The organism is Herbaspirillum lusitanum P6-12, from assembly GCF_000256565.1.
In the GTDB taxonomy this organism is placed as follows: domain Bacteria; phylum Pseudomonadota; class Gammaproteobacteria; order Burkholderiales; family Burkholderiaceae_D; genus Herbaspirillum; species Herbaspirillum lusitanum.
The window spans coordinates 1-20,467 of the sequence record NZ_AJHH01000638.1; the positions used below are offsets into that span (position 1 = coordinate 1).

22 protein-coding genes and 1 pseudogene are annotated in these 20,467 nt (G+C 56.6%); 12 read left to right on the plus strand and 11 right to left on the minus strand.

The window, feature by feature from the left end:
• The 4 genes and pseudogenes from HLUSI_RS29895 to HLUSI_RS0120945 all read left to right on the plus strand — a co-directional run.
• Window positions 1-509: LysR substrate-binding domain-containing protein (locus HLUSI_RS29895; protein ID WP_016835808.1), on the plus strand; the 509-nt coding region annotated here is incomplete at its 5' end.
• A 198-nt stretch (window positions 510-707) separates the two neighbouring features.
• Window positions 708-1,106: pseudogene (locus HLUSI_RS34685) on the plus strand (CoA transferase); the annotation flags it as partial.
• Window positions 1,107-1,218: 112 nt separating this feature from the next.
• Window positions 1,219-1,983 carry a CoA transferase gene (locus tag HLUSI_RS34690; protein ID WP_016835810.1) on the plus strand — a complete coding sequence of 255 codons (765 nt, stop codon included), beginning with the start codon at window positions 1,219-1,221 and terminating at the stop codon, window positions 1,981-1,983.
• 18 nt (window positions 1,984-2,001) lie between these two features.
• The gene (locus tag HLUSI_RS0120945; RefSeq protein WP_016835811.1) at window positions 2,002-3,087 is read left to right on the plus strand and encodes a MaoC family dehydratase; all 1,086 of its coding nucleotides are present in this window, start codon (window positions 2,002-2,004) and stop codon (window positions 3,085-3,087) included.
• Window positions 3,088-3,131: 44 nt separating this feature from the next.
• Here the strand turns inward: HLUSI_RS0120945 and HLUSI_RS0120950 are convergent, their stop codons facing one another.
• The 10 genes from HLUSI_RS0120950 to HLUSI_RS0120995 all read right to left on the minus strand — a co-directional run bounded on the left by HLUSI_RS0120950 (window position 3,132) and on the right by HLUSI_RS0120995 (window position 12,730).
• Window positions 3,132-4,031 (minus strand): HpcH/HpaI aldolase/citrate lyase family protein, encoded by a 900-nt coding sequence (locus HLUSI_RS0120950; RefSeq protein ID WP_016835812.1) that lies wholly within the window; start codon window positions 4,029-4,031, stop codon window positions 3,132-3,134.
• Window positions 4,032-4,115: 84 nt separating this feature from the next.
• Window positions 4,116-4,901, minus strand: a complete 786-nt coding sequence (locus HLUSI_RS0120955) for a 2-keto-4-pentenoate hydratase (protein WP_016835813.1) — start codon at window positions 4,899-4,901, stop codon at window positions 4,116-4,118.
• The gene (locus HLUSI_RS29905; RefSeq protein ID WP_016835814.1) at window positions 4,898-5,299 is read right to left on the minus strand and encodes an NIPSNAP family protein; all 402 of its coding nucleotides are present in this window, start codon (window positions 5,297-5,299) and stop codon (window positions 4,898-4,900) included. The genes HLUSI_RS0120955 and HLUSI_RS29905 overlap by 4 nt, the downstream gene beginning before the upstream one ends.
• Window positions 5,300-5,355: 56 nt before the next feature.
• Complete coding sequence (locus HLUSI_RS0120965; protein WP_238534055.1) at window positions 5,356-6,147, minus strand: SDR family NAD(P)-dependent oxidoreductase; 792 nt, start codon at window positions 6,145-6,147, stop codon at window positions 5,356-5,358.
• A gap of 58 nt (window positions 6,148-6,205) precedes the next feature.
• Complete coding sequence (locus HLUSI_RS0120970) at window positions 6,206-6,913, minus strand: ATP-binding cassette domain-containing protein (RefSeq protein ID WP_016835816.1); 708 nt, start codon at window positions 6,911-6,913, stop codon at window positions 6,206-6,208.
• The gene (locus tag HLUSI_RS0120975; protein WP_016835817.1) at window positions 6,903-7,655 is read right to left on the minus strand and encodes an ABC transporter ATP-binding protein; all 753 of its coding nucleotides are present in this window, start codon (window positions 7,653-7,655) and stop codon (window positions 6,903-6,905) included. The genes HLUSI_RS0120970 and HLUSI_RS0120975 overlap by 11 nt, the downstream gene beginning before the upstream one ends.
• Window positions 7,652-8,701: a branched-chain amino acid ABC transporter permease gene (locus HLUSI_RS0120980; RefSeq protein WP_016835818.1), complete on the minus strand. Its 1,050-nt coding sequence runs from the start codon at window positions 8,699-8,701 to the stop codon at window positions 7,652-7,654. The genes HLUSI_RS0120975 and HLUSI_RS0120980 overlap by 4 nt, the downstream gene beginning before the upstream one ends.
• A 9-nt stretch (window positions 8,702-8,710) precedes the next feature.
• Complete coding sequence (locus HLUSI_RS0120985) at window positions 8,711-9,586, minus strand: branched-chain amino acid ABC transporter permease (RefSeq protein WP_016835819.1); 876 nt, start codon at window positions 9,584-9,586, stop codon at window positions 8,711-8,713.
• Between the two features lie 124 nt (window positions 9,587-9,710).
• Complete coding sequence (locus tag HLUSI_RS29910) at window positions 9,711-10,991, minus strand: ABC transporter substrate-binding protein (protein WP_083831017.1); 1,281 nt, start codon at window positions 10,989-10,991, stop codon at window positions 9,711-9,713.
• Between the two features lie 767 nt (window positions 10,992-11,758).
• A complete protein-coding gene (locus tag HLUSI_RS0120995; protein WP_016835821.1) occupies window positions 11,759-12,730 on the minus strand; it encodes a LysR family transcriptional regulator in 972 nt (323 codons plus the stop codon).
• A gap of 102 nt (window positions 12,731-12,832) precedes the next feature.
• Here HLUSI_RS0120995 and HLUSI_RS0121000 point away from each other — a divergent pair, with 102 nt between their 5' ends.
• From HLUSI_RS0121000 to HLUSI_RS0121035, 8 genes are all read left to right on the plus strand, one after another.
• Window positions 12,833-13,942, plus strand: a complete 1,110-nt coding sequence (locus tag HLUSI_RS0121000; RefSeq protein ID WP_029363846.1) for an alkene reductase — start codon at window positions 12,833-12,835, stop codon at window positions 13,940-13,942.
• A gap of 189 nt (window positions 13,943-14,131) precedes the next feature.
• Window positions 14,132-14,515, plus strand: a complete 384-nt coding sequence (locus HLUSI_RS0121005; protein WP_016835823.1) for a nuclear transport factor 2 family protein — start codon at window positions 14,132-14,134, stop codon at window positions 14,513-14,515.
• A 193-nt stretch (window positions 14,516-14,708) separates the two neighbouring features.
• Window positions 14,709-15,728: an alpha/beta hydrolase gene (locus tag HLUSI_RS0121010; RefSeq protein ID WP_016835824.1), complete on the plus strand. Its 1,020-nt coding sequence runs from the start codon at window positions 14,709-14,711 to the stop codon at window positions 15,726-15,728.
• 173 nt (window positions 15,729-15,901) lie between these two features.
• On the plus strand, window positions 15,902-16,396 hold the full coding sequence (locus HLUSI_RS0121015) for a nuclear transport factor 2 family protein (protein ID WP_016835825.1): 495 nt from the start codon (window positions 15,902-15,904) through the stop codon (window positions 16,394-16,396).
• A 39-nt stretch (window positions 16,397-16,435) separates the two neighbouring features.
• Window positions 16,436-17,071 (plus strand): Rossmann-fold NAD(P)-binding domain-containing protein, encoded by a 636-nt coding sequence (locus HLUSI_RS31960; RefSeq protein WP_083831018.1) that lies wholly within the window; start codon window positions 16,436-16,438, stop codon window positions 17,069-17,071.
• A 49-nt stretch (window positions 17,072-17,120) separates the two neighbouring features.
• Window positions 17,121-17,717 (plus strand): flavin reductase family protein, encoded by a 597-nt coding sequence (locus HLUSI_RS0121025; protein ID WP_016835827.1) that lies wholly within the window; start codon window positions 17,121-17,123, stop codon window positions 17,715-17,717.
• Window positions 17,718-17,946: 229 nt separating this feature from the next.
• Entirely contained in the window at window positions 17,947-18,699 is a 753-nt protein-coding gene (locus HLUSI_RS0121030) for an SDR family oxidoreductase (RefSeq protein WP_016835828.1), read from the plus strand.
• A gap of 55 nt (window positions 18,700-18,754) precedes the next feature.
• Entirely contained in the window at window positions 18,755-19,393 is a 639-nt protein-coding gene (locus tag HLUSI_RS0121035; protein ID WP_016835829.1) for a TVP38/TMEM64 family protein, read from the plus strand.
• A gap of 192 nt (window positions 19,394-19,585) precedes the next feature.
• Here HLUSI_RS0121035 and HLUSI_RS0121040 read toward each other — a convergent pair.
• On the minus strand, window positions 19,586-20,467 hold an 882-nt coding region (locus HLUSI_RS0121040; RefSeq protein WP_016835830.1), incomplete at its 5' end, for an aldehyde dehydrogenase family protein.

Genomic DNA, 20,467 nt, shown 5'->3' on the forward strand with positions numbered 1-20,467 from the left:
TCGACTTCGGCATCGGCCCGTCGATCGACACGATGGAATTTCATTTCGATGAGGTCATGGACGACCCGCTTTTTGCACTGGTGCCGAAGCGTTTCATCACCACGGCAAAACGATCGATCTCGCTGGCAACGCTGACCAACATGCCGCTGCTGTTGCTGAGCCCCGCCACCGCCCTGCGGGGCATGCTGGAAACCGCCTTGCTGGAAAGGAATCTGGCGTTCAGCACACGCTACCAGTTCACCCAGGCGCAAACCCTGATCTCCATGGCGACCGCTGGCCTGGGCGCGGCCATCCTGCCGCGCGTTGCATTGCCTGCACGCGTGGACGCCTCGACCCACGTGCTGCGTATCGTCAACCCGCAACTGACGCGCCAGGTTTCCATTATCACCATGCGCGGCCAGAAATTGTCGCCGGCGTCGCTCAGGCTGGTCGAACTGCTCAAGCAACTCATGCCCGATCCCCTGGAGCGTCGCCGCAGCGCGCATGCCGTAGCTCAAGAAGACGAATAAAGCAGGCGCTCGCCTGCCTTGTCGGGCTCCTTCACACAAGCCGGCATCCTTGCCGGCTTTTTTGATTAAACACTTTTTATTAATAATTGAAGCAATAAGCTCGATTGTTTAAAGCGCGCTCCACCGCTAGATTCGTGAAGTACCCGGACAAATAGATCCGGCCACTTCCGATCATCTTCGGTTCAAGGAGACTGCTTCATGAATTACGGCCTGCTGCAAGGCGCGCGCGTCATCGAGAGTTCTGCATTCATCGCCGCCCCGCTGGCCGGTCTTGCTCTTGCCCAACTCGGCGCGGACGTCATCCGCGTCGACTTGCCCGGTGGCGGCATCGACTACAAGCGATTGCCACTATCCCCGGCCGGCCGCAGCCTCTACTGGACCGGACTGAACAAGGGTAAGCGTTCCCTCGCGATCGACTTCCGACGCCCTGAAGGCAAGGAGCTGGTGCAAGAACTGGTCACCCGCGCCGACACGGGCCAGACCCATGGTGGCATGCTGCTCACCAACATCGGCACAACCTGGCTCTCCCACGCGCTGCTGGCGGCGAAACGGCCCGACCTGATCTCCTGCACCATCGAAGGCAATCCGGACGGCACGACGGCGGTGGACTACACCGTCAATTGTGCCGCCGGCTTTCCCTTCATGACGGGCGACGCGACTCGCCTCGACTCGCGAGTCGCCGGTGAACCATGTATTGCCGGCTTGGGACATGGCCTGTGCCTATCACGCTGCATTCAGCATGGCGGCGGCGCTGGTGCGGCGCAACGTTGCCGCGCAAGGGGCGGAACTACGCATTGCGCTATCGGACGTGGCCTTTTCGATGTTGTCGCATCTGGGATTTTCCACCGAAGCGGAAGTGTTGAACCAAGACCGCGCGGCGATCGGTAACTATCTCTATGGCGCATTCGGTCGCGATTTTGCAACACAGGATGGGCGACGGCTCTATCTCGCCGGCATTTCAGCCAATCAATGGAAGGGGCTGGTGCGGGCATGCGACGTCGGGCCCGCAATGAACAGTCTGCAGGAGCAGTTGGGCCTGAATTTTGAACAGGAAGGCGAACGCTTCCAGGCGCGCGAACAGATCGCGCAGCTGCTTGAACCATGGATCTCCGCGCGGACGCTGGCCCAGATCGAGCAAGTATTCAACGCGCAAGGCGTCTGCTGGGGCCCGTATCGCAGCGTGCGCGAAGCGCTGCACGAAGACCCCCGCCTGTCCGCGGCCAACCCGATATTCGAACACATCGACACTCCCGGCGTAGGCCGGCACCTGGCAGCAGGCACGCCGCTGCGCCTGGTCGATGAAGCACGCGGTTCTCCGCTTGCCGCGCCCCTGCTCGGCGCCGACACCGACGCCGTTCTGCTGGACGTGCTCGGCCTGGATTCAGCCACGCTCGGACGTCTCCACGACGCCGGTATCGTGGCCGGTCCGGACAGCGATCCGCTCATGAAGAATGCCCACGCCTCACCTCATTGATAAAAGAAAGAGCAACGCATGCATAACGACAAGGAACGCGCGGGGAATTTTTTTGAAGACTTCAATCTGGGCCAGGTCATCCGGCACGGCACCCACCGCACCATGACCGATGGCGACGCCTCCGTCTATCTCGCGCTGACCGGTGCGCGCCAAGCAGCACACTCCTCCACCACGGCGGCGGCGCTCATGGGTTTCGCCAACCGGCCGCTGGATGATCTGCTGGTGTTCAACATCGCCTTCGGCAAGACAGTTCCCGATATTTCGCTCAACGCCATCGCCAACCTGGGCTATGCTGAAGTGCGGTTTGTCGAACCCGTGTATGCGGGCGACACGTTGCATTGCGAAAGCGTCATCCTCGGTCTCAAGGAGAACTCCAGTCGCAAGAGCGGCGTGATCTATGTGCGCTCAACTTGCTACGACCAGAATGACCGCACCGTGCTGAGCTGGGTGCGCTGGGTCATGGTGCACAAGCGCCGCACCGCGTCGCGTGCGCCGGAGCCGTTCGTTCCCGGCTTTGACGACGTGGTCCCGCTCAACCAACTGGTGACGCACGCCTCGGTATCGTCACGAGACGCGTTGGACGAATGGTGCGAGTCGACCGGATCGAGATCGATGTGGGAGCATTTCTCAGTCGGCGACCGCATCAACCACCTGGCAGGAATGACCATCGAGGAAGCCGATCACATGTCGGCCACCAGGTTGTACCAGAACAACTCGCGGGTGCATTTCGATGCGCTGGTCATGCGCGATTCGCCGTCGGGACGCCGCCTGGTCTATGGCGGACACGTGATCTCGGTATGCCGTGCGCTGTCCTATGACGGCCTGGAGAACGTCGTGTCGATTATGGCGATCAACGCCGGCGCGCACGTCGCGCCGACAGTGGCCGGCGACACGCTGTATGCATTCACGGAGGTGATCCAGAAGTGGAAACTGCCCGGCCGCACCGACATGGGAGCATTGCGACTGCGGCTGGTAGGACTCAAGAACGCCATGCCGGCCGAAGTAGACTCACGCCACGCCGATGCTTCCGGCGGCGTTTATCATCCCAACGTCGTGCTGGACCTTGACTACACGGTGCTGATGCCGCGCCAGCACATCGGCTGAACGGAACAGACAGATCCACGATGGATCTGTCCGCAACAATAGGATCAAGCCTGGGCCGTATCCGGCTGCCTGGAATTGGCAGCGCTCACCTGGAGACCGCTTTCCGTCAGCAGGTTTAGCGCGCGCAGATAGATCGGTTTGTCGATCATCTTGTCGCCCAGTTTCATGGCGCCGACGCCTTCGGCAAAAGCGGCCTCAAAAGCGACGACCACCTCCTTGGCCTGCGCCAGCTCCTCGTCGCTGACGCGGCATTCCTCATTGATGGCGTCGAGGAATTTCGGATGGATGACGATGGCGCCGCGAAATCCCAACGAGCGAGCGCGCTGCAGTTGCGTTCGGAAGACCTCCACCTCACCAATGTTGGCGATCGAGCCGATGAATCCGATCGGCTGGATCTTGGCTGCACGCGCGGCGTGCAATACCAGCATGCTGGGCAACTCCAGCGATTCGGGCGTGGGCAGCGTACCGCACTCCAGCGAAAAGTCTTCGCTGCCGAGCATCATGCCCATCACGCGCGGGTGCGCTGCGGCAATCTCTGGCAGACGTGGCAACGCGGCCGGCGATTCAATCAGCAGCAGCAGGCGCGTCTGCCCCTCAGGCACGCCCGCCTGGCGCTCAAGGTCGGCAATCAGCCCAGCCAGCAACACCACATCGCGCGCATGCTCCACCTTGGGCAACACCACCAGTTGCAAATCCGGTCCGATGACAGCGCGCAGATCGCTGACCGCCGAATTCAAATCGCCGTTGATGCGTACGGCCGCAGTTTTTCCTGCCGCTGTCACCATGTCGAGGAAGCCCGGCATCGCCTCGCGCGCAGTCTGCCGGCGACTCGGGTGGGTACCGTCTTCCAGGTCGAGGATCACGCAGTCGCAAGGCTTGCGCAGGGCGCTTTCAAACAACCGGGCGTTCTCTGCCGGCACGAAAAGAAAGGAAAGCAAATTCATGACTGAACTCCGACAATATCCTGATTGTAAAAACACTGGCGAAAAAAAAGCGGGTCCAATGACCCGCCAAGCTACGCACCGGACTCAATAAAAATGCACATCCACCACGCCAAGTACGCCGAAGTCGACGTGCATCGCGTCACCGGCGTTCACGTCCATCGGCGGCACACAGGCGCCGGTAGTGACGAGATCGCCGGAGCGCAGCTGCTCGCCCTGGGCGTTGAGTTCGTTGGCCAGCCACGCCAGCGCCACGCGCGGGTCGCCCAGCACATTGCGCCCGGTTCCACGTCCTGCTTCGGCGCCGTTACGATACGCCACCACTTCATGGCTGACCAGATCCAGCTTGCGCCAGTCGTCCGCGGCGGCCGGGCCGGTGGCGAGCCACAAGCCGCATGCGGCATCCGCGATCAGCTGGGCGGCGCCGACCTTGGCGAAGTCGGCATAACGCGAGTCGGGAATCTCGACCGCAGGATGCAGATGGCCGACGGCAGCCATCACTTCGTCTACGGTATAGGGAGTCTTACGCGGAGCAAGATCCTGCGCCATGCGGAACGCAAACTCTGCCTCCGCGCATCGCATCGCATTGTTTCCCATCGCATAACCCAATCCGCTGCCGACCACATGCTCGGACAGCAGTCGTGCCGCGATGGGGCCGTCGACGCCGATATGGCGCTGGCCGGCAACGCTGGTTGCGGCAATCTTCCAGCCGGCAATCCGGCGGCCGGACTTGCGCGCCACGATGGCTTGCACCGCATAGCCGTCGGCCAGCGACTCAGGCCGGCACTCTGCCGGCAACCCGTCGAGGCGCTTTCCTGCACGTGCAGCGGAGATCAAGGCATCGGCGGCTTTTTCGGCTTGGACGGGATTCATGCAGAGACCTTTTCCGCCACGCCCGGGCGATGTTTCGCAAGCAGCGCCTCACGCTGTTTCCTGCTGAAGTCCACCATGGTCTGCAGACGCTCGGCGAAGAACGGCGCCGGCACCAGCATGCGCGACTCCTGCTGCAGGATCAGCGGCATCAGCTTCTTCAGATACGCTTGCCAGTCAGGATCGGCGACCATGCCGGCGCGCATCGCCACGCGCTGGTTGATATCCTCGAACGCCCATTGATGGACGATGAGGTTGAGTGCCCCGATATCCGAGGAATAGTAACCGACCATGGCCGGCAAATGCCGGGCTTGGATCGCCATGCCTTCGGTTTCATAGAGTTTCAGGAAGTCGGGCGCCTTGCCCGGCACTAAGGTGTAGATGCGTTCTTCGACAAACATTGATTAGTCTCCTCGACATTGGATCGTTGAATCGTTGAATTTGTGAACCGTTGAATTTATTGTGCGGTCCAGCCGCCGTCCACCAGCAGGCCTGCACCCGTCACCATGCCCGACGCCGACGACGCCAGGTATACCGCTGCGGCGGCAATGTCCTGGACCTGGCCCATGTGCCCCATCGGGATGCGTGACACAAGCGTGTTGTATTTCTCAGGCGTATCCACCACCCGGCGCACCAGCGGTGTATCGATGAAGGTCGGCCCGATGCTGTTGACGCGGATGCCCGTCGCGGCCAGCTCGACAGCCATGGCGCGCGTCAGGCCGACTACGGCGTGCTTGGTCATGCAATAGACCGTGCGCGACTCGGAGCCGATATGGCCCATTTGCGAAGCGATGTTGATGATCGATGCGCCGCGGTTCTTGCGATCCGGGTGCTCCTTCATCTTCTTGACGGCGGCCTGCGCCACGACAAAATAGGCGGTGGTGTTCAGGTCCTGGAGATAGTCCAGATGCTCGTCGGTGACGACGTCGATCGGTTCCGGGATGTTCGAGCCGGCGTTGTTGATCAGGATATCCAGCTCTTCGAGCGAAGCGATCACTGCGCGAATCGCCTTGCGGTCAGTAACGTCGCAGGTGCGCACTTCTGCTTGTCCGCCCTGGCTTCGGATACGCGCCGCCACGGTCTCCAGCTCGCTGGTGGTGCGGGCCACCAGAACAACCTTGGCGCCCTGCTCCGCCAGCGCCTCCGCCATGGCTTCGCCCAGTCCCTTGCTGGCGCCGGTGATGAGCGCCGTGCGCCCGTCCATTCGGAAACGATGGGCGATGCCGTTGGTAAATGTGGATGTTGTCACGATGACTCCTTGATCGAATGGTGTTGTAACTGTGTTTTTGAATAGTCGCGGCCCGGCCTCACATGCCGAGGAATGCCTTCTTGATGAGGTCGTCGTCGAGCAAATCCTTGCCGGTGCCTTCCATGACGATGTGGCCGTTTTCCAGCACGTAGGAACGATCGACGATCTGCAGTGTTTTTCGGACGTTCTGCTCCACCATCAGGATGGTGATGCCGCGCTCGTTAAGACTCTTGATGAGGGCAAACAGCTCCTGCACCAGCAGCGGCGATAGGCCCAACGACGGCTCGTCGAACATCAGCAGCTTGGGCTGGCTTTGCAATGCGCGGCCGATGGCGACCATTTGCTGCTCGCCGCCGGAGAGCGTCTTGGCGATCTGGGTGCGCCGCTCGCGCAGGCGCGGCAGCAGGGTGTAGACCTCCTCCATGCTTTCCTTACGCACCTTGCGCGCAGCCGGATGGGTGGAACCCAGCAAGAGGTTTTCCTCCACGGTCATCAGCGGAAACAAGCGCCGGCCTTCCGGCACCTGCACGATGCCCAGCGGAACCCGTGCGAATGCCGTGACGTCCAGCACAGACTTGTCTTCGAAATCGATGCTTCCGCTGGTCAGCTTGAGCAGACCCGACATCGAGTTGATGAAGGTGGTCTTGCCGGCGCCGTTCGATCCGAGGATGCTGACGATCTCGCCTTCGTTGACGTGCAGATTCACCCCCGCCAGCGCTTGCATGCCGTCGTAGTGGACGCTCAGGTTCTGGACGTTAAGCAGCATGGTCGTCTCCCAGATAGGCGGAAATAACCTGCGGATGACTGATCACTTCGGACGGCGTGCCCTCGGCGATTTTTTCTCCGTAGCTGATGACCAGAACGCGCTCGCACAATGCCATCACCGCACGCATGACGTGCTCGATCATGACGATCGTCACGCCACGGTCGCGGATGGTGCGCACGAGGGTAATGGCTTCCTCGACCTCGCTGGGTGTCAGGCCCGCAAGGATTTCATCGAGCAGCAGCAGTTTGGGTTGCGTGGCGAGCGCCTTCGCCAGTTCCAGGCGCTTTCTGTCGACGATGGAAAGATTCTTGGCGATCTGTCCGATGCGGCGCCCCAGTCCCAGTTCATGCACGATCTTCTCGGCGTTCGCGATGGCTTCATTGCGATTGGAAGTACGTGCGAATGCGCCGACCACCACGTTGTCGAGCACGGTGCGCGATGGAAACGGCTTGACGATCTGGAAGGTGCGGCCAATGCCCTGCTTGCACAACTCATGCGGCGGCCGGCCGGTGATGTCGACGCCGTCGAAAGTAATGCGCCCGCTGTCCGGTGGAATGTAGCCGGATATTTCATTGAACAGGGTCGACTTGCCGGCGCCGTTGGGTCCGATGATGCCGAAGATCTGGCCTTCCTGGACGGACAGGGAAATGTCCTTGGTGACGACCAGGCCGCCGAAGCGCTTGTTGAGGCAGTCGAGAGTGAGTAATGCCGGTTTTGTCGATGGTGTTGTGGATGCGCTCATTTTCCTGCTCCTGCCGGAGGTTTTCCTGCCAGTGCGCCGGCATGGGGCGCACCCTTTTTTGATGTGGTGCCGGTCTGGTCGCCGTATCCCAGCAGACGCATGATCGGATGGATGATGCCCTGTCCCTGTGGCATGTACAGAATCACACCCACGACGGCCAGGCCGTAGATGATCAGGTGCAAACCGGCGCTGGAGCTGCTCAGATAGATCTGCGTCAGCGTCGCCAGCGTGGTGAGCACGATCGATCCCACCAACGGGCCGAAGACCGTGCCGAGGCCGCCCACCACTGCCAGGAACACCATCTGCACCGAGAGATCGATGCCGGCGATGGTGCCCGGCTCTACATAGCGGATCATCTGCACGAAGAAGGTGCCGCCGATCGCGGTGAAGAAAGCCGACAATCCGGCGGCGATCAGTTTGGTCTTCTGCGTGTTGATGCCCAGGGCCTTGGCGGCATCTTCATCCTCCTTGATGGCGGTGAGGTAGTAACCGAGTTTGGAACGGTTGATGTACCAGCACACGAACAGCACGACCACCAGGAACGAGAGAATGATGTAGTAGTACGGCATCTTGTTGAGGAACTGGAAGTCCCACAGGCCGGCATCGGGAATGATCGGCACGCGCAGGCCTTCGGCGCCGCCGAGATCGACGCCGCCGACCTGGTTCACGGTCTGCAGCAGCATGGACAGCGCTTCGGCAAACGCGATCGTCGCCAGCGAGTAGTAGGCGCCTTTCAGCCGGAAGCTCGGGATGCCGATCATCACTGCCACGAAGGCGGCTGCGACGGCTCCGACCAGCATGCCCACCCATGGGGACAGGCCCCAGTGCAGCGCCAACAGCGTCGACACATAGCCGCCGATGGCCATGAAGGAGGAATGCCCGAGCGACAACTGCCCGGCAAATCCGCCCACGATATTCCAGCTGGTCGACAGATAGGCATACAGCAGAATCATCACCACGCTGTGCAGGACGAACTGACTCTCGATCACGGTCGGCAGGAACAGCGCGATCAGTGCGAGTACGGCAAGAGGGAGTAATTTCTTCATGTCGATGACTCAGTGGTCGTGCCGCGAACCGAACAGGCCCGACGGACGGATGAACAGGAAAAGGAGGAATGCATACAGCACGACAACCGACGAGAGCGTGCTCGGCACCCACATGGTGCACAGCGACTCGACGATGCCGATGAGCAAACCTCCCAGCAACGCACCGGGGATGCTTCCTAGCCCGCCTAGCAGAACGGTGAGGAAGGCCTTGATCCCGAAGATGCTGCCGATGGAAGGATGTACGTTGTAGAAAGGAATCAGCGCAACGCCGGCAGTGCCGAGGACAGCGAGTCCGATGCCGAATGCGATGTTGAACACATGCGGCACGTTCACCCCCATGAGTAGTGCCGTGTTGCGGCTCTGGCCGACGGCGCGGATGATCCGCCCCAGTTCCGACTTGTGCAGGAACAGGTAGAAGATAATCGCCACGACCGTTGCGAGGATGAAGGCGTACAGCTTCGGCAAGGCGACGATCACGCTTCCCATTTCCAGCGTTTCGTTGGAGAAGCTGGTCGTGACTGAGTGGTAGTTGGGACCGAAAATCGCCAGGAACACGTTCTCTATCAGCACCGACAGACCGAAGGTCAGGACCAGCGCACCGATGGGCTCGCGCACATCCGACTCTTTGTTGAGCACGCGCTGGATCAGCCCGGCGTTGATCAGGTAACCGATGCAAAACATGGCGGGAACCACTACGACCAGCGTGAGGTAGGGATTCATGCCGAGTTTAGTGACGCACATGAAGGAGATGAACATCGACACCATCAGTAAGGTGCCGTGGGCAAAATTGATCACCCGCATGATGCCGAAGATCAGGGTCAGTCCAAGGGCAATGAGCCCGTAGATGGCACCGATCAGAATGCCTTGAATAAGAAGTGAAAGCACGGGAAAGACCTCTGCTTGAAAGTTCGTTCGTTACACACCTGCGAACGGCGGGTCTTGCAGTGACAGATCAATTCGAAATCCTGGATCCATTCAGCAAGACCTGCAGTTCACAGGCCGGGTGCAATCAGTTCTCGAAAGGGAAGATGAACTTCTGACCAGGACGGGCTTGCTCCGCAGGCCCCACCGTCACACGCTCAACCTTGCCGTTTACCTTGAGAAACTGCACCAGCACCAGACTGGAGGTGTCAGGGAAGGTGCCGGTGCTATCGAAGTGCACGCGGTTCGAGTAGATCTGCGTCATGCCTTCCTTCAGATCGGTCGCGGCGAAGGCATTGCGGACCTTTTCAGGATCGGTACTGGCGGCGCGCTCCAGCACATCCTTGACCACGTACATGCCGGCGTATTCCTTGGCGGTTTCGTTGTTCAGCAGGAGACCGTACTTATCCTGGAACTTCTTTGCCACGTCCTTGGAAAACGGACGATTCACATCCGGCTCCCAACCCGAGACATCGAACACGCCCAAGGCTGCATCGCCGGCGTTCTTCAGATAATCCGGATCGGAGTGGGCCGCCGAGGTGGCGAAGAAGGCCTTCGGCTTGACGCCTTGTTCCTTGAAGCTCTTTGCCATCATGACCGCTGCCGGCATGAAGGAATTCGCCAGCAGTACGATGTCCGCCTTTGCTGCCTTGACCTTGGTGATCACAGGCGACGGATCGGTGGTCTTGGGATCGAACGGCTCATCTAGCACAATCTTCCATCCTTGCTGAGGCACCAGCTTGCGCCATTGGAGCGCAGCGCCCTGGCCGTAGCCGGAATTCTCGTACACGAGCGCGACGGTTTTTATCGGTACGTTCTTTTGCTTGGCCATCGCTTGAATGAAGTCAAGCTGTGCGACGATGCGCATCGAGGTTTTTTCAGCCAGCCGGAACACATACTTGAAGCCGGGGCGATTAGTGATGGAGTCATCCGAGGAGACCGGAGTCCACCAGACTTTTTTGTAGCGCTCGGCTACTTCCGACGCAGGCAAAGTTACGCCCGAGTTGTAGGCGCCGGCCAGAAAGTCCACCTTCTCTTGAGAAATCAGACGTTCCGCTTCCTGCACCGCTACCTGGGGCTTGCTCTGCGTATCGGCGTAGATGATCTTTAGTTTCGCACCTCCGAGCGCCTTAATACCGCCAGAGGCGTTGATTTCTTCGACCGCCATGTCTACTGCACGTTTGCTTTGCTGCCCCTGCGGCGCGTTGTCCGCAGTCAATGGCAGCAGGTAACCGATTTTGACTTCCTTGACCTGGGCGCTGGCGACACCGGCCAACGCCATCGAACCCCAGGCCACCATGGTTGCTAACGAAATGAGGGATTTCTTCATCTTGTCTCCTAGTTTTTTAATAATTGATTTATGGACCATCTGCACGGGGAAGGGTCTTCGCGCCTGTTGCCTCGTGAATGCAGAGCATCGAATTTTCTGCACAATTCACAACGACAGAAAGCGATCCGGGCGGAACCGCAAGCTTGCGTTGTCAGCCACCTAGTTTCGGTACGACAACAACGAAACGGATATTGCGAGATGCACTATGCATCCCACTCGCCACACTTACCCAGATACCCAGTACTGCTTTTACTGTTCGTCTGAACGGACTTTAGAAGCGTGGCTTCAATTTGACAAACGCGTTTATTTTGAAGATTGTGAAAATTAGTCGCACAATGCAAGAGGTCCTGTGTCCCCCTTGAGACGCTGCGGTGCAAAAAAATACTCGCGCCGTCACGACTTATGGCAGAGGCTAAGCAGGGATCGTTCAGACAAGCAGCGTTCGGGGATTGTCCTCATGCTGGGTGCAACGAGACGGCACTTGCAGCATCTGGGAATCAGCTAGCTTCTTGTCTCGTGTACAGAGGAAACGCGGCAGGAGATCTCCCCGCGCATAGTTGGTCCGCAAATCTCGCAGATTTGGCGGAATATCACAGAATGTGATTCTGAACCTTCAGGATCAACTTTGAGTTAAATCAGTTTTATATCGATAACGGTAGGTAGCAACCGATCTAAGCCATCTCATTTTCATCTAGTACATCGACGAGAGATTGAAGTGGTTATAGGATCGAAGCGGAGATTACGCACGGATTTATATGTGCAGCATAGCGCGTGCTGATTTCCAAAAACTTCTGTACACGCAGGAATCAACGCGTTTTCGCCCTATTGGCACTACGCATGAAATCAACAAACGCACGCAACTTTCCAGGCATGTGCTTTCGATGCGGATAGTAGAGATGAAACGCGTCGTCCAATCCACTATGCTGCGTCAGTATCCGCCGCAGCACACCGCTTGCTAACTCTTGTTTGGCAAAATCCTCGAAAACGAAACCGATACCCTGGCCTTGTATTGCTGCATCTAGGACAGACCTCATTTCGTCAAATATAAGGCGCCCTTGTACATCGATTTGAACCATTTGACGTTGGGCTTCGAACTTCCATTCAAAAAATCTGCCACCTACAGAATAGCGCTGGCGAATACAGTTGTGCTTTAGCAGTTCATCAATAGTCTGCGGTTCCCCGCGCTCGCGAAAGTAATCGGGCGCAGCTACCACAATTCTTTTTTGTACCGCTCCCAACTGCACGGCAACCATGTCGTTTTGTACCCTTTTTCCCATACGTATGCCCATATCAAAGCCGGCGTTGACGATATCGCTAAGTTCGTTATCCAGTGATATCTCGACATTGATCAGCGGAAAACTTTCTATGAAGGCGTCAAGGTGAGGCTCGATCAAGATACGGTATGCGACGTACGAAGAGTTGATGCGTACTGTGCCAGACGGTTGATCCGTCGCTAGCAAGACTTCTGACAAGGAGTTCTTGATCAGTGCAAGTGCAGGTGCTAATGCTGCGTTCAATGACGCGCCAGCCTCGGTCAAACTGACGCTGCGGGTCGTGCGATTGAATAGCCGGACATTCAATTGCGCTTCCACGCTTTTGATGGTGCGTGATACCGCCGTTGGCGTCACACCCATTTCTGCAGCAGCGCGAGCGAAGTTCAAATGCCTGGCTGCCGCCTCGAAGGTTAAAAGACCGGGAAGATGCACCGGTGGCGCAGGGAGTGCATCTTCCATAGCGTCAGTGCGGACAGGGCTCTTTATTATGACTTTATTGTTCATACTGTATCTCTACTTATGACTATTTACTTCATTATCACCGATCCTTATAGTGATTGCAGCAACTAAGTTCATCACGCAAACCAATCACTGACAGGAGTCACAATGAAGCTCAATAGCTCATCGACGGACCTTTTTTCACCACTCAATATGGGTGCGCTGTCCCTGGCGAATCGAATCGTCATGGCTCCGTTAACGCGTAGTCGTATGGGGTCAGATGGCGTACCAAATGAATTGCATGCTCGCTACTATGCGCAGCGCGCCAGCGCAGGCCTGATTATTAGTGAAGCGACTAATATCTCCGCTCAGGCGCGAGGGTACGCATTAACGCCAGGCATCTGGACTGAAGAGCAAGTAGCGGGCTGGAAACTAGTCACAGATGCCGTACATGCCGCCGGTGGGCGGATCGTTTGTCAATTGTGGCACGTAGGTCGCTTCTCGCATGTGGATCTGCAACCGGGTGGCGCAGCTCCGGTGGCACCTTCGGCCATTCGAGCAGAAGGACAAACCTACACTGAAAATGGAATGATGGATGTCTCTATGCCGCGCGCACTCGAGACATCTGAGATCCCAGGCATCATCGAACAATACCGACATGCCGCCACATGCGCAAAACGCGCCGGCTTTGATGGTGTTGAAGTTCATTCTGCCAACAGCTATTTGTTGGATCAGTTCCTGCGCGATTCAACCAACAAGCGCAGCGACCAATATGGCGGCTCCATCGAGAATCGCAGCCGACTCACCTTGGAGGTCACGGCAGCAGTGGTCGATGTCTGGGGCCATGACCGTGTAGGAATTCGCCTTTCTCCAGTAACGCCAGACGCCGGCAACACGCCGTTGGACAGCCAGGTCATGCAGACGTATGGATATTTGATCGAGCAACTGAACCGCTTCCAACTCGCATACATGCACTTTGTCGAAGGCGCTACAGCCACTTCGCGCGTCGTACCTGAGAACGTAGATCTCGATGCGTTACGTGAACTATTCAAAGGACCATTCATAGGCAATAACAATTACGACCTTGAATTGGCCGTTAATCGTCGAGCTGAAGGTAAGGTCGACGCCGTGGCTTTTGGTCGTCCGTTCATTGCCAATCCAGATTTAGTGCGTCGTTTGCAAGAGGGCGCCGAACTGGCTATTGCATCACGCGAGACCTATTACGGTAACGGCGCAAAGGGTTACACCGATTGGCCTACGCTAGCAGGACAGCCCTGACGCAGCCGATGCCGCCTGGAATATTCAGGCTGGCTTGTGCCTCAACAATCGCGAAACCAAAACTCACCGGTGGGGATCTTGGGCCCCAACAGGGGACACCACTATGAATGGCACAGGGATTGATCCGTATGCCTGCCAAGAATGGCCAATTTTTTACAACGACTCGCATTAATAACCAGGAGTGAAAACATGAACAAACCTACTTACGTACCGGACTATCAAGCCATCGTCGAGGTACTGAACAAATACAACGAAGGCTGCAAACAGGCCAAAAGCAGCATTATGAAACCCGCTTTCAGCGAGCAAGCAACGATGTTTAGTGTCGATGGCGACGGTGAGCTGACCGGCGGCCCGATTCAAAACTTGTTCGACGGTATTGACAGCACATTCCGCCCGTCTCCAGAAGCGCAAGGGGTGATCGTCAAAGTCGACATCGTGGGCACAGCTGCCAGCGCGCGCATCGATACCAATGACGTCTCAGGCTTTTGCTTTACGGATTTCTTCAACCTGCTGAAAGTGCATGGCAAGTGGACAGTAGTCAGCAAGATCTTCCACACCCACGTCGCACCTTGAACGTCTAGTCTTCCTTGAACACGCGGCAGACGATGCTTCCCCGTCATTCCCGCTGTGTTTTTTTTCAGCTGGGTGGTGCTGAAACTGAGTGTCTGGCACACGGTTTGGAAGACGCTACCTTCGACCGTCAGATCGAAGATGCAAAAAATAATCAAGCAGCTTGCTAAACACTCATTCTTTTAAAGAAAACATCATGAAAACCCTCACCTCCACCCTCGCCCTTTCCGTCCTGACCCTGGCGGTTGTCAACGCTTCTGCAGCCGACCTGCCCGGCGTCGAACAAAACGTAGCAAAATTCTTGCAATCCCTTGAAGGTAGCAAGACGCTAGACACCATGACACCGGCCGAGGCCCGCAGCGTGCTGGTGGCTGCGCAGGCTGCTTCCAAGGTGACTTTGCCGGCAGCTGACGTCAGCGAGAAGACGATCCGCGTCAATGGCAGCGACCTGAAGCTGACCATCGTGCGCCCGGCAGGAAGCAAACAGAAGACCCTGCCGGCGTTCATGTACTTCCACGGCGGCGGCTGGGTGCTAGGCGACTTCCCGACCCACGAACGGCTGGTGCGTGACCTTGTGGCAGGTTCGGGAGCAGTGGCGGTCTTCGTCAATTACGCCCTGTCGCCTGAGGCGGAATACGGCGTCGCCATCGAGCAAGCCTATGCAGCGACCAAATGGGTTGCCGAACATGGCAAGGAAATCAATATCGACGGCAAGCGCCTCGGCGTAGCTGGTAACAGCGCTGGCGGCAACATAGCCGCAGTGGTTGCCTTGATGGCAAGTGAGAAGGGAACACCTGCACTGCGGTCGCAAGTATTGCTGAGCCCGGTGACGGATGCCAACTTCGACACGCCATCGTACAAGCAATTTGCCAACGGCTACTTCTTGACGAAGGACTTGATGGTGTGGTTCTGGGACAACTACACCACCGATGCCAAGGCACGCAAGCAGATCTACGCTTCGCCGCTGCAGGCGACAAGTGAGCAGCTCAAGGGCTTGCCGCCGACGCTGATTCTGACGGCCGAATTCGATGTCCTGCGCGATGAAGCCGAAGCTTATGGCCGCAAACTCGACGTCGCAGGCGTGCCTGTGAAGTCGGTGCGCTACAACGGTATGATTCACGATTTTGGACTATTGAATGCATTCAGCCATCTGCCGGCGCCCCGCAGCGCGATGGCACAAGCGTCACAAGAGCTCAAGACCAACCTGAGCAAGTAGTTTCAAAGGCAAGGAACCAACTGGTTACGGCAAAGCTGCGGGATTCATGACAGAAAACAAGCTGTTCATTTCATTGCAAGGCTATATCAGGAGCGACGCTGCTGGCAATGTCTTCTGTGTTTTTTACAGTTGAGTATCAATCAGTAATTGCAACCCTTATTAAGAGCGACTAAATGAAAATTACCTTTATCAAGACTTTGCTTTTTGTGGCAATCATTATGGGCTTGAGCGCGACTACTCAAGCAGAAAGTCTACCGCGCGGCCAACAAGTTATCAGTAGTAAAACCATGAGCAAACCTACGTACGTACAAGAATACCAAGCCATCACCGAAGTGCTGAACAAGTACATTGAGGGCTGCAAACAGGCCAAGAGCAGCATCATGAAACCCGCGTTCAACCAACATGCGACGATGTACAGCGTCGGCACCGATGGCAAGCTGGCCGGCGGCGCGATTCCAATCCTGTTCGACGGGATCGACAGGGATTTCCGCCCTTCTCCTGACGCACAGGCCGCTATTGTCCGCATCGAGATCGTTGGTACGGCGGCTAGCGCTCGCATCGACGCCAACGACATGTCAGGAATCTCCTTCACAGACTTTTTCCATCTGCTGAAGGTCGAAGGCAAGTGGACTGTGGTTAGCAAGATCTTCCACGCGCATCCAAGCTAATAAATCCTTAATCAGTATGCTCTATATAGGGAACGCACGGTGAAACTACTACTTGTTGGCGCAAGTGGACTGGTAGGGGGCCATGTGCTGAAACTGGCTTTACTCGATCCCAGGATAAGCCAGGTGGTGGCGCCATCACGACGTGCGCTATCAGTGCATGCAAAACTGCAGAATCCAATTGTGGACTTTGAAAATCTGCCCGAAGACGCGTCCTGGTGGCAGGGCATAGACGCTGTCATTTGCACGCTAGGAACGACGATGAAGGCGGCAGGATCCATAGAGATTTTTTATCGTGTAGACCATGACTATCCATTGGCTTTTGCGAAACTTGCGCAACGACACGGTACTACCACTTATGTTTTGAATTCGGCGATAGGGGCAAACGCCTCATCTCGTTTTTTTTACAATCAAGTCAAGGGAAGACTAGAACAAGACTTGGCAGCCTTGGGATTCCGCTCTCTAACTGCGGTGCGTCCTAGTGTAATTGGCGGGCAACGATCGGAGTTCCGTTTTAGAGAATCAATATTGGTGACGATTCTTGCTGGACTGAAACCAGTATTGCCAAGACGTTGGCGCATTAATACGGCATCACATATTGCCAGCACTCTCATAGAGGAAGCGATCAATCCTACCCCAGGCATCAATGTCGTTGGCGCTGATCGTCTTCTGGCCTGATACACCGCCTTGGTGTTGAATTAAATACTTGTCATTCTTGGGAATATCAATGGACAGCAATATTTTTTCCGTCGTGTTGGGAAAAGCATATCGCCTTATTAATCACGGCCCCACCGTGCTGGTATCAGCACGTCATGATGGCGTCGATAATGTGATGGCTGCAGCTTGGGCTTGTGCACTGGATTACGCGCCCCCAAAATTAACAGTGGTACTGGACAAGAGCGCGAAGACCCGTGAACTGGTCGAAAAGAGCGGCCGGTTTGTCATACAGGTTCCTACCGTGGCGCAGCTGAAACTGACGCACGAATTGGGAACGCATAGTCTTGCCAGCGAACCAGATAAGCTGAAACGTGCAGGAGCGGAGCTATTCGAGATTGATGAACACGACCAGCCCTTCGTAGCGGGATGCTCGGCCTGGCTGGCCTGCAAACTGATCCCGGAGCCACATAACCAGAAAACGTACGACCTGTTCATTGGCGAGATCGTTGGCGCATGGTCTGATAGCCGTGTATTCAAGAATGGACATTGGCAATTCGAAAAAACGGATCCTGCTTTAAGAAGTCTGCACTACATCGCCGGCGGACATTTCTATGCTATTGGCGAGTCATTATCTATATCCGATTCATCTCAGGTAATTCTCGAATAGCTTCCTCGATGCATGTTGCTAATGTCCGCTTTTGGTCGCTGACTCGACCGATGGCGCCCCTATATCGGCACTGAACCTCGGGGCCCAGGGCCGCGGTACCGACCGGCTATACGGACTGACCTGCAAGCAATTACCGATCAAATTCGCGGACGGACTACCCGTTTTACGCTCTCCGCAATCAAACGGCTTCGGTCATGTAGTGAGCCAAACTAAGAAAAGGAAAGTTAACATGAATTATCTGCAAAACAAAGTCGCCATCGTCACCGGCGCCTCTTCTGGTATCGGCGCCGCCACAACCCGGACGCTTTCCGCTCAGGGAGTACGTGTGGTTGCCGTCGCATTGAATCAACAAGAGATCGATGGTTTTGTCGCTGAAGCGAACCAGGAAAATCATGGGAATGGCCGCATTATCGGACGTGCTGCGGACGTCACGAATCTAGATCAATTAAAGGTAATTGCCCGATTCGCCTTCGATACCTACGGTTCAGTCGACATTTTGATCAACAACGCCGGCCTGATGCTTTTTTCGAACTGGAGCGATCTCGCAGTGCAAGACTGGAACAAGATGATCGACGTCAACATCAAGGGTTATTTGAACGGAGTCGCGGCGACACTGCCCTTTATGCTGCAGCAGAAGTCAGGGCAAATTCTCAACATGGACTCCGTAGCCGGCCATCAGGTAGCCCTCTCCGCAGGCGTATATAGCGCAACGAAATTCTTCGTTCAGGCCATGACAGAATCGATGAGAAAAGAACTTGGCGTGGAACACGGCATCAAGGTCAATACGATCAGCCCTGGAGTAATCAATACCGGCTGGGCAGACAAAGTCTCCGATCCCACAGGCCGGAAGGCTGCTCAGGAACTCAACAAACTCGCCATTGCACCTGAAGACGTTGCACAAGCAATCATCTATGCGCTCAATCAGCCAGCAGAGGTGACCATCAATGATTTGATCATCTCGCCAACTCGGCAAAACTGGTGACCCAGTCTTCATCGACTACGGCACAGCGGTGGAATGTAACTTGATAAGCTGGCTTATGAGCACAGGTCTTTGTTTGGCCGAATTGAGTCACGAAGCCGGCTGGATAGGTGCGACAGGATTCTCCCTGATGTTTGTTCTTGCCACGTTGGCGCTAGTGCCGGCCTCTCTGCTGACCGCACTGGCGGGCTTCTTTTTCGGCCCCTTATGGGGAACGCTGTTAATTTCGCCAATCGGCGTGCTTTCCGCCACGCTGGCATTCTTCGCAGGACGAACCATCGCACGGCCATGGGTCCGGCGGCGTCTGGAGCGGCAGCCGCGGCTCGCTGCCATTGATGCGGCGGTGGCGCAGCACGGCTTTCGCATCATATTTTTCTTGCGGCTGGCGTCGTTCATCCCGTTCGCCCCCTTGAGCTATGTCCTCGGCAGCAGTCGCGTATGCGGTCGCGACTTCGTTCTTGCGTCGTGGCTGGGGCTGCTCCCGGGTACCGTGCTATACACCTACCTGGGCTCGCTGGCGTCCAGCGCAGGTCAAATTTTCAATAATGGTCACACGAAAACCGAGGGGGCGCGCCAGGTTTTCTATTTGGGAGGACTTGTCCTCCTCTCCATTGCACTTATGGTCATCGCAAGGATCGCGCACCGAGCGTTGAAGACGATCATTTCAAAAGAAGCTAGCCATGACCGCTCCACTTGATTGGATGCCTTACCGCCCCATTGAACGACTTCTGAGTCATCGCGAATATAAGATTCGGCAGTTGGGGCCGAGGTTTTCGGCGGCTACCGAGGTCGCTGCGTGCAAGCGACGGCGCCCCCTTGTTTAAGAAAACGGCCTTGCCCTCCGACTCCTCGACTAGGGTCCTGAAAGGCAAGACACTCTCGTTGCAAATTAGTCGTAAAAATGGACAATAGTCTTGGTGGTGCTAAATTCTTCCAAGGCCATGAAGCCCTTCTCGCGGCCGTGTCCGCTCTTCTTGAAGCCCCCGAATGGCAATTCAACGCCACCACCAGCACCATAACAGTTGATGAAGACTTGCCCGCTGACTACCCGTTTTGCCATACGCGCCTGACGGCTGCCGTTTTCCGTCCAGACACCGGCGGTCAAACCATAGTCGGTGGCATTGGCCAAGTCGATAGCATCTTCTTCATCGACAAACGGAATCACCGACAATACCGGCCCAAACACTTCATCGCACGCCAATGTGTGATTGCGCGGTACTGCACCAAACAACACTGGTTTGACGAAATAGCCGTTACCTGACAAGTTTCCCCCAATTGTCCCTTCGGCAAGTACAGGCACACCTGAAGCCTTGGCTCCGTCGATGAATTTGTTCACGCGATCGAATTGTTTTTTGTTGATTATCGGTCCGCAATCGTAATCCATTGCTGGGGTCCCAACTTTGACCTGATTGAAGCCGGCTGCAATTCTATCGATACATTTGTCATAGATATCTTGCTGTACCAGCAAGCGACTGCCAGCAGCACAAGTCTGCCCTGTATTCTGCACGATGGCCTTGATAATCACCGGTACCGCCTTATCAAGATCAGCGTCATTGAATACAATCTGCGGTGATTTCCCGCCCAGTTCCAGCACGCATGGCACGTGATTTTTTGCAGCAGATTCCTGCACCAACACGCCCACTTCCGGTGAACCGGTAAACGTCGCGAAGTTGATGTGTGGGTGCGCGGTCAAAGCCGCACCGGCTTCATAGCCATAGCCGGTAACAACATTCAGTGCTCCGTCCGGGAAGCCGGCTTCAACCGCCAGCCG

What these genes read in the sequence shown, in the direction of transcription:
- HLUSI_RS34690 (WP_016835810.1), top strand. Translation starts at nt 1,219, where the DNA reads ATGGCCTGTGCCTATCACGCTGCATTCAGCATGGCGGCGGCGCTGGTG.
- HLUSI_RS0120945 (WP_016835811.1), top strand. Translation starts at nt 2,002, where the DNA reads ATGCATAACGACAAGGAACGCGCGGGGAATTTTTTTGAAGACTTCAAT.
- HLUSI_RS0120950 (WP_016835812.1), bottom strand. Translation starts at nt 4,031, where the DNA reads ATGAATTTGCTTTCCTTTCTTTTCGTGCCGGCAGAGAACGCCCGGTTG.
- HLUSI_RS0120955 (WP_016835813.1), bottom strand. Translation starts at nt 4,901, where the DNA reads ATGAATCCCGTCCAAGCCGAAAAAGCCGCCGATGCCTTGATCTCCGCT.
- HLUSI_RS29905 (WP_016835814.1), bottom strand. Translation starts at nt 5,299, where the DNA reads ATGTTTGTCGAAGAACGCATCTACACCTTAGTGCCGGGCAAGGCGCCC.
- HLUSI_RS0120970 (WP_016835816.1), bottom strand. Translation starts at nt 6,913, where the DNA reads ATGCTGCTTAACGTCCAGAACCTGAGCGTCCACTACGACGGCATGCAA.
- HLUSI_RS0120975 (WP_016835817.1), bottom strand. Translation starts at nt 7,655, where the DNA reads ATGAGCGCATCCACAACACCATCGACAAAACCGGCATTACTCACTCTC.
- HLUSI_RS0120980 (WP_016835818.1), bottom strand. Translation starts at nt 8,701, where the DNA reads ATGAAGAAATTACTCCCTCTTGCCGTACTCGCACTGATCGCGCTGTTC.
- HLUSI_RS29910 (WP_083831017.1), bottom strand. Translation starts at nt 10,991, where the DNA reads ATGGTCCATAAATCAATTATTAAAAAACTAGGAGACAAGATGAAGAAA.
- HLUSI_RS0120995 (WP_016835821.1), bottom strand. Translation starts at nt 12,730, where the DNA reads ATGAACAATAAAGTCATAATAAAGAGCCCTGTCCGCACTGACGCTATG.
- HLUSI_RS0121000 (WP_029363846.1), top strand. Translation starts at nt 12,833, where the DNA reads ATGAAGCTCAATAGCTCATCGACGGACCTTTTTTCACCACTCAATATG.
- HLUSI_RS0121005 (WP_016835823.1), top strand. Translation starts at nt 14,132, where the DNA reads ATGAACAAACCTACTTACGTACCGGACTATCAAGCCATCGTCGAGGTA.
- HLUSI_RS0121010 (WP_016835824.1), top strand. Translation starts at nt 14,709, where the DNA reads ATGAAAACCCTCACCTCCACCCTCGCCCTTTCCGTCCTGACCCTGGCG.
- HLUSI_RS0121015 (WP_016835825.1), top strand. Translation starts at nt 15,902, where the DNA reads ATGAAAATTACCTTTATCAAGACTTTGCTTTTTGTGGCAATCATTATG.
- HLUSI_RS0121025 (WP_016835827.1), top strand. Translation starts at nt 17,121, where the DNA reads ATGGACAGCAATATTTTTTCCGTCGTGTTGGGAAAAGCATATCGCCTT.
- HLUSI_RS0121030 (WP_016835828.1), top strand. Translation starts at nt 17,947, where the DNA reads ATGAATTATCTGCAAAACAAAGTCGCCATCGTCACCGGCGCCTCTTCT.
- HLUSI_RS0121035 (WP_016835829.1), top strand. Translation starts at nt 18,755, where the DNA reads ATGAGCACAGGTCTTTGTTTGGCCGAATTGAGTCACGAAGCCGGCTGG.